The organism is Streptomyces sp. NPDC079020, from assembly GCF_044542225.1.
Classification (GTDB): domain Bacteria; phylum Actinomycetota; class Actinomycetes; order Streptomycetales; family Streptomycetaceae; genus Streptomyces.
In genome coordinates, this window is sequence record NZ_JBITUB010000022.1 from 24,369 (window position 1) to 36,797 (window position 12,429).

Sequence of the window (12,429 nt, forward strand, 5' to 3'; positions counted from 1 at the left end):
GGAAGGGGACCGTTCGGCACTGCCCGAGGGCGAGGTCCGCGCACCAGAGTGGGCGGTGCCGGGAACAGCACGGCCCGTGAAGGAGGAGCGTCATGCAGCACCGAACGGTCTTCGAGGTCATGACGCATGACGTGGTCACCGCGGCTCCCGCGACTCCGTTCAAAGAGGTCGCCCGTCTCTTCTCCGAGCACGACATCTCAGCGGTGCCGGTCATCGACGACGGCCGGCACCCACTCGGCGTGGTCTCGGAGGCCGACCTGTTGCGCGCCACCGCGGAACTCCCCGATCTGGAAGGCCGCTGGGCAGGGGTCCGGCTGCTGTCCCAGGAACGCGGGCTGCCCGACGCGGAAACGGCCGCCAGCCTGATGACCTCACCGGCCATCACGGCACAGTCGGGCTGGAATCTCGTCGAGACGGCTCGGACAATGCACCGCAAAGACGTGAAACGGCTGCCCGTGACCGACGAGACCGGACAACTCGTCGGGATCGTCAGCCGCAGCGATCTGCTCAAACCCTTCCTCCGCCATGACTCCGCAATCCGTGGCGAGATAGAGCACGACGTCCTGGTCGGCACTCTGCGCCTGCCCTCCAGCGCCATCCGCGTTGCTGTCACGGACGGAGTCGTGACCCTGACCGGCCGTGTCGACGAGCGCGCCGACATCCCCGTGATCGTACGGCTCTGCCGCTGGGTCGACGGAGTGGTGGCCTTGCACGAGTCCATCGACTACGCCTACGACAACGTCGCTCTTGACGTGGAGCCGCCACGATGAGCCCCCGGGACACCGTGCCCCTCGTCCGGTGGCTCTGGGGCGGCCTGGCCGGGTACGCCCGCGCAGGAAGGAACGCATGATGCGTCATCGCAGGATCAGCGAGCTGATGACCCGTGAGGTGACGAGTGTCCGCGGCGGCACCCCGTTCAAGGAGATCGCGCGGATACTGTCTCAGCACCACATCACTGCGGTGCCGGTGGTGGACGGCGGGAACCGGGTACTCGGGGTGGTCTCGGAAGGGGATCTGCTGCGCAAGACCGCCGACCATGTCACCGCGCCGGACGACCTCTCGGCCGTAACCGGGCTTCAGGCGTGGGAGCGGGCCAAAGCCGAAGGAATACGGGCCGAGGAGCTGATGTCCGCGCCGCCCGTCTGTGTCCGCCCGGAGTGGACCGTGGCCGAGACGGCCCGGCTGATGGAAGCGCAGGGCGTGAAGCGCCTCGTTGTCGTGGATGAGGAGGACCGGCTGCTGGGTATCGTCAGCCGCCGCGACCTGCTGGGCATCTTCCTTCGAGAGGACGACGAGATCCGCCGGGAGATCGTCGAGGATGTCCTCACCGGGACACTGCGCCTCGATCCGGCCGCTCTCGCCGTCGAGGTGCGGAACGGGTGCGTGGAGCTTGGCGGCCGACTGCCGTTCCGGAGCATGCTCCCCGCAATCGAGCACATGTGTGCAACGGTCGACGGCGTGGTATCGGTTTCCTCCCGCTTCACTTACGACAAGGACGACACGCGCGGCGTCCACACCGCGAGGTGAACGGCTATGACCTCACCCGGCATCGTGGTCGGCCCGAGCTTGTTGATGTCTCCCGCCGGGCCGCGCCCAGCCGTGGGCCGACCGGTCCCGCCGCAGGCCTGAAACCCTGCTTGTCAACAAGCTGCGTCGTCAACGGATCCTGCCCGTCATCTCCCGCAAGGGATGCAGCATTTGGGTCAAAAGATCATATGACAAGCTCTATGCGCCCCGTGCTTCGCCCCAGAACGTGGTGAACGACGTCCTCACTCGCTTCGACGCCTGCGCCCGGACCCGCGGACGTCGTGACAGCGTCTGCCAGACATGTCACTCCAATCCGCAGACGGAGCAGTGCGCCTCCCATGCCCCGGAGGAAGCCATCACCCGGCTCCGTAACTGCGAACGATGAGGCGAGAAGGCCGAAACGCCTTCCCTGACTCACCATTTCATCGACTTCGCCATGGTGAGTGACCAGACGAACGAGTTCCCACACAACTCGGATGCCGTACATCCGCATGGATGACAGCGACGGTGAATCTCACAGAGAATACGGGACTTTTCACCGCCGTGTGGAACGTCTTCACGAAACTGATGAGCAGCGCCAGAAACTCAGAAACTCAGAGTGGACCAAAAGGAAAACCGAGTCGTCCGAGCAGCTCCGAAACCGGTATCGATCGACGCGCACAACTTCGAGGAGAGACCATGGACAGCACTCGATCGAGCGACGCAACCATGACGGGACCGGTCCTCGTCGGCACCGATGGTTCCGACCCTGCGATGCGGACCGTTCGATGGGCGGCGGGCGAGGCGGTTGCCCGCAATAGGTCGCTGCGAATCGTGTACGCCACCGGGACGAGCCATAGAAGGCTCTATCTCTCCCGGGGGGACATCCAACAGATCGACGATTTCGCGGAAGACGCACTGGAAGCGGCTGCCGCACGCGTACGTCAACTTGCCCCCGCCCTCCCCGTGACGACGGCCGTGTGCGAGAACGAGACAGCAGAATGCCTGCTCCATGAAGCCGGTCCCGATACCACGATCGTCGTGGGCTCCCGTGGACGCGGCGGATTTTCCTCTCTGCTGGTCGGTTCCGATTCACTCCGGGTGGCTGCTCGCTCCCACGTCCCGGTCGTCGTCGTGCCCGGCGGTGACGACCGGGAACCGACAGGCGTCGTACTCGCCGCGGCACGCGACGAACGTGACGGGGAAACTCTGCGTATCGCCGCCTCTCTGGCCGCGCGCGAGGGAGGCACCCTTCGAGTGCTCAGCGCCTGGGCCTTCCTCGAGAACGTCGGCAGCATGGCGACAATGTTCGACGGTATGGACCGGCTCGCCGCGGATCAGGCGACCGCAACTGCACAGCTCGTCGCGCCTCTGCGCAGGGAATTCCCGGACCTCTCGGTGACCGAGCACGTCCTTCATGCCGAGTCCGTCTCCGAGACACTGGTGGCAGCGACTGCCGACGCCGACATGATCGTCATCGGAACCCGCCGGCGTCCCCACTCCATCGGCTCTCCGCTCGGCCACGTAACACATTCAGTCCTGCACCACACGCACTGCCCGGTCGTCCTCGTTCCCCACCCTTGACTGCCTGATCAAGAGCACCACTCGATGGTGGCCGCGAGACACGGCAGGGACGAGCGGGGCTACATCTCTTGCCACCCTCGACCAAACCACGAGCAGCGACCTCGCCCGGCTGGACGTCGGCGAGAAGAACGAGATCACCTGCCCAGCCCGCGCGACTGGACCACACCTACTGGGCGACGCGCCGGGGAGCCTCCGGGCTGCGGACGGCACTTCAGCTCATTGGCTTCCAGACAATTGACATGGGCCGAAGTGCCGCCCGCACTCATACACGAGGGGAATCGCACTGAACAGACGTCACGTTGGCATCGGCCTAGCAGGGACCCCGCGCAGCAAGTGCTTTGGTCGAGTTGCTGCCGTTGGCTCGAGTCGGCCGGGGGCGTCAGGCCGGCATAGGGCAAAGGAGCCGGAACGTGGCGGTCTACCCGTGATCGTCCGCACCGCCGGCCCGGGCGGAGTGGTCGAGGAGGCGTACGGCGAAGTCGATGGCGTGGTCCGCTCGTGAGCGGTCCCCGGAGACCAGGAGATCGAGCTGCAGGCCCCGCACCTGAGCGAGGACAAGTGTGGACAGAGTGGAGGCGTCCTCGGGCGGCCAGCCGTCCGCAGCAAGCCTGTTGGCGATGATCTCGATCCAGTCGTGGACAATCGCCCGGGAGAGTTCCTCGTCCTCCCCGGACCTCTCCCCGTGATGGCCGACGAATTCGAAAAGCAGGAGGAACTGGCGCTGCTCCTGCGGTTCGCACAGCCGACGCCACAGCGCCCTGACGAGTTCGGCCGTCGAGTGTGCCTCACGGAGCTCCACGTCCGACATCAGCCATGCGGCCAGATCCGCGCGGACCTTCTCCGCGACGGCCAGGAGCAGGGCGTCCTTCGAGGAGAAGTGCCGTAGCAGTGTCGCGTGGGTAACACCGAGCGCCTGCGCGACGGGACGCAGGGACAGGCTGCTGACGCCGTGTTCAAGGATGTACTCGGTTGCTGCAGCCAACAATTCGGGCCGCCGGTGCTGGAACCGGAGGGTGCGCCCGTCGACGCGGGAAGAGCTCATCATTGCCTTCCTCTGCTCTGTGTCAATTTGAAATTTAACAGTACCACTTGGTTGCCCTAACCGAACGGTACTGCTACTTTCTCGGTATCGCAGCCGGGCCCTCCGGCCCCAGGGCGCGCCTGTCCAGCAGTGGTGTGGGCCCGCCCGCTTCCCCTGCTCCTACGGATCTCTCGTTCCACTCGAAGGACGGCAATGACTGTTCAGAAGCGCATGACCCTGGCCGACCTCGGCCTCTTCACCGGTGCGCCGCAGCACGAGCACTTCTGCCGGATGAAGGATCTCCTCGACACCTGCGAGATGACCCCCTCCGCGAACCCTTACCCCTGGCCACGCGGTGAGATGACCCCCCTGCCGGAGACCTACGACTACGACGGCGCCTCACGGCGGACCAGGGAGTTCCTGGCTGGCACCGACACGGCAGCACTGCTCGTGCTCGTCGACGGGGTCATCAGGCATGAGAGCTACTTCCTGACCGGTGGCCCGGACGTGCAGTGGCTGTCCGCGTCGGTCGCCAAGAGCTTCGTCTCCGCGCTCGTCGGTATAGCGGTCGAAGAGGGGCACATCACGAGCATCGACGAGCCCATCAGCTCCTACGTGCCGGTTCAGCCCGGTTCCGCTTACGACGGTGTGTCCATCAAGGACGTGCTCCAGATGTCCTCCGGCGCCCGGTGGAACGAGGACTACAACGACCCGGCCTCCGACATCTTCCAGCTCAACGCCGCGACGGCGGGCATCGGCGGCACGCTCGACGACTTCGTCGCCCGCATGGTGCGCGAGAGCGAGCCTGGCACCGTCTGCCGCTACAACTCCGGTGAGACGCAGATACTCGGCGCCTTGCTGGCCCGGGCCACCAACCGCTCGGTCGCCGACTACATGGACGAGAAGCTGTGCGAGCCGCTCGGCATGACGTCGGCGGGTTACTGGCTGGTGGACCCTGCCGGGAGGGAAGTCACCTTCGCGGGGCTCAACCTGACCGCCCGCGACTTCGCCAGGCTCGGCGAGTTGTACCGCAACGAGGGTGTGTGGCAGGGCCGGCAGATCGTGCCCGCGCAGTGGGTGCGCGACTCGGTCACCGTGACCGCGCCGCATCTTCGACCCGGCCGCCCCCTTGTCGGCGGTCAGCAAGCCGACGGGGTCGGCTACGGCTACCAGTGGTGGCTCATGGCGGGAGACCGCGGCGAGTTCAGCGCGGTCGGCGTCTACAACCAGTTCATCTACGTCGATCCGGTCAGCCGGACCACCATCGTGAAACTCTCCGCCAGCCGCGAGTACGGAACGTCCCTGGACGAAGCCACCAGCGGCGAGCTGGAGACCATCGCTTTCCTGCGCACCATCGCCCAGCAGGGCCACTGACCCGCGATTGAACGCGGGTGCCGTGCCGTGCATGCGGAGGGGCGGAGCGTTTCCACGCGGTGCCCGGCGGGCTTGGCGAGAACATCACCACCCGTCAGCAGCAATCGGCCCCGCCCGACGCCGACGGTGTACAGCTGCTGAGCGCGGGGCCAGCCGCCGAAGCAGGTCGGCAGCGGACGGCACACCATCGTCCGCTCCACACGCCTCAACGCCGACCCGGGCTGACGTCGGCAGAGAGCTGGAGCACTTCCGGCTCCGTCCCCGCATGATGTCGACGGGGGCGTTGGCGCCCAGACGGGCCCCGTAAAGCGCCCCGCCCGCGATGAGCCTGATGGCGCCGACAAGGGCGTCCGCCAGTAGGTGCCGAGTTGAGCGGTGGTAACAGGGCAGGCAAGGTTCGCCCGATCATGGAGTTCTCTACGTTTCGTGATCACCGGGGGATCTGTGCCTCAGCGCCGTTGCGTTTACGTTCGAGAGTCCGTGTCCGAAGAACGTGACAGTGCTGTGGACGGTGCAGTTCTGACTGGTCGTGGCGTGTTGTCCGGCATTCGGTCCGTACGTGCTGGTGGGGTTCTTACGGGTACGGGCCATGAAGCGGTGCCGGAAAAGGGGTGGGTATCCGGCGGGCAGAGAAGCGCACCAGGAACTGGGCGCCGGCGGCCTGGACGTCCCGGACGAACTCGGCTACCGGCTCTCCGGCAGCGAACGCCAGCGCCTCACCATCGCCCGGCTGCTTCAGGCCCGCCAGCGCGTCACCATCCTCGACGAGGCCACCGCCCACCTCGACAGAACCTCCGAGGCGGCCGTCCACGAAGCACTCACCGAGGCGCTCACCGGCCGCACTGCGGTCGTAATCGCCCACCGGCTCCCCACGGCACGGATCGCCGACCTCATCTTCTAGTGGAGAACGGGCAGATCGTGGAGCGGGGCACGCACGACGAACTCCTCGCGGAGGGCGGTCGGTACGAGGAGCTGTGCCGCACCCAGTTCGAGCACCCCGGTGCGCAGCACGGGGAACTCGGCCGACAGCCCCTGGCGTGACGGCCGTCTCCGGCACCCGAAAACTAACAGCGCTAGTTTGAGTGGCGGACGATCTCGTCCGCAACCCTATCCAGGAGGAACAGTGATGAAGGCCCACGAGGGCATGTACATCGACGGGGCCTGGCGGCCCGCCGCAGGACGGGACACGATCCCGGTGGTGAACCCGGCGGACGAACAGGTCATCGCCGAGGTCCCGGCCGGCACCGCCGAGGACGTGGACGCCGCGGTACGGGCCGCCCGCGCCGCCCTCCCCGGCTGGGCGGCCACCGCGCCCGCCGAGCGCGCCGCGCGGATCGCCGCCCTGCGTGACGTGCTTGTCGCCCGCAAGGGCGAGATCGCCGCGACCGTCACCGCCGAGCTCGGCGCGCCGCCGCCGTTCTCGCAGGCGGTGCACGCGGGCGTCCCGGTCCTGGTGGCCGGCTCGTACGCCGAGCTCGCCGCCTCGTACGCCTTCGAGGAGAAGGTCGGCAACTCCACCGTCTACGCCGAGCCGGTCGGTGTAGTCGGCGCGATCACCCCGTGGAACTACCCGCTGCACCAGATCGTCGCCAAGGTCGCCCCCGCGCTCGCGGCGGGCTGCACGGTCGTCCTCAAGCCCGCCGAGGACACCCCGCTGACCGCCCAGCTCTTCGCCGAGGCCGTCCACGAAGCGGGCGTCCCCGCAGGCGTGTTCAACCTGGTCACCGGTCTCGGCCCGGTCGCCGGACAGGCCCTGGCCGAGCACGACGGCGTCGACCTGGTCTCCTTCACCGGCTCCACCGCCGTCGGCAAGCAGATCGGCGCCACGGCCGGCGCGGCCGTCAAGCGCGTCGCCCTCGAACTGGGCGGCAAGTCCGCCAATGTCATCCTGCCGAGTGCGGACCTGGCCAGGGCAGTCGCCGTCGGCGTCGCGAACGTCATGGGCAACTCAGGCCAGACGTGCAGCGCCTGGACCCGGATGCTGGTGCACACCTCCCAGTACGACGAGGCAGTCGCGCTCGCCGCGGAGGAGGCCGCCAAGTACGGCGACCGCATCGGCCCGCTCGTCAACGCCAAGCAGCACGCGCGGGTGCGCGGCTACATCGAGAAGGGTATGGCGGAAGGGGCCCGCCTCGTCGCGGGCGGCCCCGAAGCCCCGCGCGAACAGGGCTACTTCGTCAGCCCCACCGTGTTCGCCGATGTCACCCCGGAGATGACCATCGCCCAGGAGGAGATCTTCGGCCCCGTCGTCTCGCTCATCCGCTACGAGGACGAGGACGACGCCCTGCGCATCGCCAACGGCACCGTGTACGGCCTCGCGGGCGCCGTCTGGGCGGGCGACGACGCCGAGGCAGTGGCCTTCGCCCGGCGGATGGACACCGGGCAGGTCGACATCAACGGCGGCCGGTTCAACCCGCTCGCCCCGTTCGGCGGCTACAAGCAGTCCGGCGTCGGCCGAGAACTCGGATCCCACGGGCTCGCGGAGTACCTCCAGACCAAGTCCCTCCAGTTCTGACCCTCCCGTGTTCCCGCGGTTCCGACGGTTCCGCCCCGTTTCCCCACTGCCGACCCCCAAGGAGCCTGTTCGTGGTCCGCGCCGCCGTACTGCCCGCAGTCGGAGCTCCCCTGGAGATCACCGACATCGAACTCCCGGAGCCGGCCGGGTGAGGGTCGCCCTCGCCGCCGCCAGCGTCTGCCACTCCGCCCGCTCGCCGTCCGACGGCACCATACGGGTGCCCGTCCCCGCCGTCCTCGGCCACGAGGGCGCGGGCACCGTCGTCGCGGTCGGCGAGGGCGTCACCCATGGCGCGCCGGACGACGGCATCGCGCTCAACTGGGCATCCCTCTGCGGAAGTTGCCACGCCTGCGCGCCGGGCGAGGTCTGGCTGTGCGCCAACGCCCTGAACGGCGCGGGCGCCGTGCACGCCCGGCGTACGGACGGCGTCGGCGAGCTGCACCCCGGTCTCAACGTCGCCGCGTTCGCCGAGGAGACGGTGGTTCCCGCAGGACGGGCATCCCGGCTGCCAACGCGGCTTCGATGCGGTCACCGAGCTCCCGGCCGAGCGGCTGCTACGGACTGTGATTGTTGCTACAGGTACGGTGGTGCCTCCAGATCGGTGGCGTCGGTAGAAGCACCTATTGCGCTACGGCATTTCGCCGTGGAGTGTCGGGCCGGAGCGGGCGTGTCAGTGAGGGCGTTTAGCATGCCGGTGCGGCCTCGAAGAGGTCAGCTCAGCGGCTCGCCATCTGACAGATGCACTTCGACAGAACTCGACGCCAATTACACGAGGGTGGTTTCCTGGCCATGATTGCCAACGTGCTCAGCTACAAGAAGAATCAGGTCTCCCGGGCCGGGGTTATCACGGCAATCGGCCGGTTCCATAACGACTACATGATCAAGCGTGTGACCGCGGTGCTCGACGAGATCGGCGACCACACCGCCGATGTCTGGCTTGTCGATGGCGACCTGCATATACGCGGCGACCTCGACCTGATAGACGAGAGCGTCTACCTCTTGGTCGTGCTCGGCGATCTGGTCGTCGACGGCGCGTACGGCGATTACGACTATCCCGAGTCCTTTTTGCTGGTGACCGGCAACATGCGGGCACGCGACGTGGTGACCGGCGGCTGGCTTGAGGTCCACGGCGACCTGAGCACCGATCGGCTCATCGGTGATGATTACAACGACTGTGGCGCCGACATCGGCGGCGACGTTCACGCCCAGCTCTTCTATAGCGAACACCATCACTTCGCCATCGGTGGCGCACTCATCGCCAACGCGGTGATCGGTGAGCCGAGCCTGGAGATCGCGACCCGACCGGCCGTGATCGACGTAAATGACCCCCGCATGCTGGAACATTTCGACCGCGATCTACTGAACGCGTACGACGACGAAGACGATGACGGCAACGACATCACCTGTGTAGACGGTTTCGACGACTTCCGCGAGCTGAAGCGGCGTGTCAACGCAGGTCTACCGCTGCGCACTACGGCAGCACGCGACAACTGAGCCTCCACCGCCGAACCGGATGGGGCCGGGCTTGTTCGGCACCCGGTCCCGGTCGCGTCGCCCTTTGTGTTGGTCGCGAAACAGGTCAGACGGTTGCCCTCGACATTGGTGAAGCGCAACTCGGCGCCGACGTAGGGCACTCTCTGCAAGCGCTCAAACGCATCCCCGTGGGCCAGGAGGATCGGTCGGGAATGTCGGTGATCTCTGGCGACCCGGGTGCCGGGTTCGCTCGGTTCCGCCGAAGGCGTAGGCCGACGTCCACGCCTTCCTCGGGATCTTCAGCGCAGCCTGGTGGATATGGCAACGGGAATACGACAGCCACCGGCCCGTCTCGACAGCCAGTCAAGAAAGGCGTGGGTGCCACCGGCGGAGTCGGGACGGATGAGCTCCTGCCGTCCTCGCCAGAGCTAGAGCGGTTGAGCCGGAGCGAGTTGGGTGGTTCAGGCGTTCATACGCGGCCGGGAAGATGTCTTTGGCTCCCGCGTTCTGTTCCTTGGTGCGCCGGGAGCCTGCCTCCCAGCCGATTTGCAGATGGTCCGCTGCGGGCAGTCCGGTGTAACGCTGCCCGTACGTCGGTCACCATGCGCCCTTGACCGGCGCGGGCCGGGCCCGCCGCGAAGGGGCAGCGTTGTCGTACTCGTGCTGTAGAACGCTGTCTGACGGCGACAGCCGCCCAGCCCCGTGCCGTAGCCACCGGGGCCGTGGCGTGCCGTGCCGTGGCGGCGTTCGTTCCGAGGGAGATCGTGGTGGTCGAGTTGTACAGGGGGCCGGGCAGGCGTATGAACAGCGTGCCGTTCGTGAGCAGGTCAGCCGAGCTCCGCCGGCTCGATGCGGCCCTGCAGCACATGGGAGCCGGTGGTCCGGCCCTCGTCGATGTCACTGGTGAGGCCGGTATCGGCAAGAGTCGGTTGCTGGCGGAGTTCAGTACCCTCGCCCGCCGCCGCGGAGCGGCCGTGCTGCGCGGCCGGGCTACCGAGTTCGAACGGCACAGCCCGTTCCAGCCGTTCGCCGACGCGTTCGCCGACCTCGACCAGCGGGTGCTCAGAGTGTTCCCGTCGCTGCGGGAGCTCCTTCCGGTGCTGCAGGGAAGAGCCGAGCCCTCGGGCGAGCCGTGGGACAGGGACCGTTTCGGCCTCTACCGGGCCACCGCGGACGCACTGCGCCGTATCCGGGGCGCGCGGCTCGTCGTGGTCCTCGACGACCTGCACTGGGCGGACCCGGCGTCCCTGGAACTCGTCCTCCAGTAGCGCGGGCAGCTTGTCCCAGGCGATGGAGTCGAAGTCGACCAGCGCATCGTCGGAACCCAGGGCCCCGCCCGCCCTTCGGCGTGACATCGCACCACTGCGGTACTCGAGTTCGCCGTAACGGTTCCGGTCCGCCTTCGTCGGAGCCTGGATCAGGCGAAGTCCCGGTAGACGGAGGCCTCCTTCGCCTCGGTGCCGCCGGACATCGAACGCAGGGACTTGACCAAGGTGCGCCTTCCCGCCGGGGTGAGCAGACTCTGCGCGCAATCGGAGGAGTCGCCGGACTCGCTGGAATCAGAGGAGGGGTCGTCGGCGCCCGTGGTGTCCGTCATCTCCGAGCTGTCGGCGATCTCCGTACCGCCCGTGTCCTTGGCGTCATCGGTGCCTGAGGTCGCGGAAGCCGCTCCCGAGGATGCGGCGGAGCCGGCATCAGCCGCCGAGTCTCAGAGGCCGGGTAGCACTACCCACAGCGTCGTGCCGACGACGATCACCGCGGTAGCGAGGAATGCCCTGCCTCCTACCTTCCGGGCCCGGGCACCCGCCGCAGATCTGCAGGGCCACGTCGGCTGTCGGTGCGGCGGACGTCAGGAGCTGCCCGGAGGCCGCCGCACTGGCGGGGACGGCGGGCTGGGGCGGGACATACGACCGTATGTTAGAACCCGCGCGAATTGGTGAGGTGGTGGCGGAGGCGGTCTGCCGGGACGGCGCGGCCGGATACGCGCAGGCTGTCACCGACGCACTGCCCCAGGTGCCGCAGATCACCGACCGCTGGCACCTGTGGCGCAACCTCGGGGAGGCTGTCCTTAAGGAAGTCCACGCGCACGTCGGCTGCTGGGCGAAATGCGGACCGCCCTCCCAGGCCCGTGTCCGCGAGGAAACTACCCGGGAACGCTGGCATCAGGTCCACGCCCTGCTCTACCAGGGCGTCGGCCTACTGGACTGCTCCCGCCGTCTGCAACTGGCGCTGAGCACCGTCAAACGCTACGCCCGCGTCCCCGAGCCCGAGCAACTGAAGAAAGCCCCGCAGTACCGGCCCACCCTGGTCGACCCCTACCGTGACCACCTGCGACGGCGCCGCGAGGAAGACCCCGCCGTAAGCGTCAGGCAGCTCCTGAAGGAGATCAAGGACCTCGGCTACCAGGGCAGCTCGAACCTCCTCTACCGCTACATCAACCAAGGCCGTGTCGAGTCCGACCGCCCCGCCGCCTCAAGGGCCTGCTGTGTACCGAGCCCGAGCAGCTGAAGGACAAGGACCGCGAGCTCCTCATGGCCCTGACCGGGGCCTGCCCCGAGATGACCGCCCTGACCGGACACATCCACACCTTCGCGGAACCTCCTCAAACCCGCTCCCGACAACGCCCGACACCTCGAGAAGTGGGCCTCCCAGGTCCGCGAGGACGACCTGCCCCACCTGCACGCTTTCATTCGCGGCCTGGAAGGCGACCACGACGCCGTCGTCAACGGACTCACCCTCCCGTTCCACAACGGCGGAACCGAAGGCGTCGACACCAAGACGAAACTGATCGAGAGACAGATGTACGGCCGCGCCGGCTTCCACCGCATCCTGCTCAACTGATCCACATCAGCCACGATCAACGGCTACGAAAATCTTGTCAGAGCCGTTCGTTTGACAGACCCTGGCACGTGCAGCCGGGTCAGTGCCCGTGAGGCCGGCGCGGAGACACGCACCA

9 protein-coding genes and 3 pseudogenes are annotated in these 12,429 nt (G+C 67.5%); 10 read left to right on the top strand and 2 right to left on the bottom strand.

Going from position 1 to position 12,429, the window contains the following annotated elements; genetic code table 11:
- The first annotated feature begins 92 nt into the window (after positions 1 to 92).
- The 3 genes from ACIGJO_RS31920 (at position 93) to ACIGJO_RS31930 (ending at position 3,090) form a co-directional block, all read left to right on the top strand.
- Entirely contained in the window at positions 93 to 770 is a 678-nt protein-coding gene (locus tag ACIGJO_RS31920) for a CBS domain-containing protein (RefSeq protein ID WP_399964192.1), read from the top strand.
- 79 nt (positions 771 to 849) lie between these two features.
- Positions 850 to 1,527, top strand: a complete 678-nt coding sequence (locus ACIGJO_RS31925) for a CBS domain-containing protein (protein ID WP_399964194.1) — start codon at positions 850 to 852, stop codon at positions 1,525 to 1,527.
- Between the two features lie 678 nt (positions 1,528 to 2,205).
- On the top strand, positions 2,206 to 3,090 hold the full coding sequence (locus tag ACIGJO_RS31930) for a universal stress protein (RefSeq protein WP_399964196.1): 885 nt from the start codon (positions 2,206 to 2,208) through the stop codon (positions 3,088 to 3,090).
- Between the two features lie 418 nt (positions 3,091 to 3,508).
- Here the strand turns inward: ACIGJO_RS31930 and ACIGJO_RS31935 are convergent, their stop codons facing one another.
- A complete protein-coding gene (locus tag ACIGJO_RS31935) occupies positions 3,509 to 4,132 on the bottom strand; it encodes a TetR/AcrR family transcriptional regulator (protein ID WP_399964198.1) in 624 nt (207 codons plus the stop codon).
- 192 nt (positions 4,133 to 4,324) lie between these two features.
- Between ACIGJO_RS31935 and ACIGJO_RS31940 the strand changes: the two genes are divergently transcribed.
- The 6 genes and pseudogenes from ACIGJO_RS31940 (at position 4,325) to ACIGJO_RS31965 (ending at position 10,741) form a co-directional block, all read left to right on the top strand.
- A complete protein-coding gene (locus ACIGJO_RS31940; RefSeq protein WP_399964200.1) occupies positions 4,325 to 5,485 on the top strand; it encodes a serine hydrolase domain-containing protein in 1,161 nt (386 codons plus the stop codon).
- 658 nt (positions 5,486 to 6,143) lie between these two features.
- Positions 6,144 to 6,526: pseudogene (locus ACIGJO_RS31945) on the top strand (ATP-binding cassette domain-containing protein); the annotation flags it as partial.
- A gap of 85 nt (positions 6,527 to 6,611) precedes the next feature.
- A complete protein-coding gene (locus tag ACIGJO_RS31950; protein WP_399964203.1) occupies positions 6,612 to 8,000 on the top strand; it encodes an aldehyde dehydrogenase family protein in 1,389 nt (462 codons plus the stop codon).
- A 71-nt stretch (positions 8,001 to 8,071) separates the two neighbouring features.
- A pseudogene (locus ACIGJO_RS31955) lies at positions 8,072 to 8,491 on the top strand (alcohol dehydrogenase catalytic domain-containing protein); the annotation flags it as partial.
- Between the two features lie 310 nt (positions 8,492 to 8,801).
- The gene (locus ACIGJO_RS31960; protein WP_399964206.1) at positions 8,802 to 9,494 is read left to right on the top strand and encodes a hypothetical protein; all 693 of its coding nucleotides are present in this window, start codon (positions 8,802 to 8,804) and stop codon (positions 9,492 to 9,494) included.
- Positions 9,495 to 10,291: 797 nt separating this feature from the next.
- Positions 10,292 to 10,741, top strand: coding sequence for an ATP-binding protein (locus tag ACIGJO_RS31965; RefSeq protein ID WP_399964208.1), 450 nt, complete (start codon positions 10,292 to 10,294; stop codon positions 10,739 to 10,741).
- A 149-nt stretch (positions 10,742 to 10,890) separates the two neighbouring features.
- Here ACIGJO_RS31965 and ACIGJO_RS31970 read toward each other — a convergent pair whose 3' ends face one another.
- The gene (locus ACIGJO_RS31970) at positions 10,891 to 11,070 is read right to left on the bottom strand and encodes a hypothetical protein (RefSeq protein WP_399964210.1); all 180 of its coding nucleotides are present in this window, start codon (positions 11,068 to 11,070) and stop codon (positions 10,891 to 10,893) included.
- Positions 11,071 to 11,423: 353 nt separating this feature from the next.
- Here ACIGJO_RS31970 and ACIGJO_RS31975 point away from each other — a divergent pair.
- Positions 11,424 to 12,314: pseudogene (locus ACIGJO_RS31975) on the top strand (transposase); the annotation flags it as partial.
- Between the last annotated feature and the right edge of the window lie 115 nt (positions 12,315 to 12,429).

Excerpts from the sequence above, each read along its gene's own strand:
- ACIGJO_RS31935 (WP_399964198.1), bottom strand. The coding sequence starts at position 4,132 with ATGAGCTCTTCCCGCGTCGACGGGCGCACCCTCCGGTTCCAGCACCGG.
- ACIGJO_RS31930 (WP_399964196.1), top strand. The coding sequence starts at position 2,206 with ATGGACAGCACTCGATCGAGCGACGCAACCATGACGGGACCGGTCCTC.
- ACIGJO_RS31970 (WP_399964210.1), bottom strand. The coding sequence starts at position 11,070 with ATGACGGACACCACGGGCGCCGACGACCCCTCCTCTGATTCCAGCGAG.
- ACIGJO_RS31920 (WP_399964192.1), top strand. The coding sequence starts at position 93 with ATGCAGCACCGAACGGTCTTCGAGGTCATGACGCATGACGTGGTCACC.
- ACIGJO_RS31925 (WP_399964194.1), top strand. The coding sequence starts at position 850 with ATGCGTCATCGCAGGATCAGCGAGCTGATGACCCGTGAGGTGACGAGT.
- ACIGJO_RS31950 (WP_399964203.1), top strand. The coding sequence starts at position 6,612 with ATGAAGGCCCACGAGGGCATGTACATCGACGGGGCCTGGCGGCCCGCC.
- ACIGJO_RS31940 (WP_399964200.1), top strand. The coding sequence starts at position 4,325 with ATGACTGTTCAGAAGCGCATGACCCTGGCCGACCTCGGCCTCTTCACC.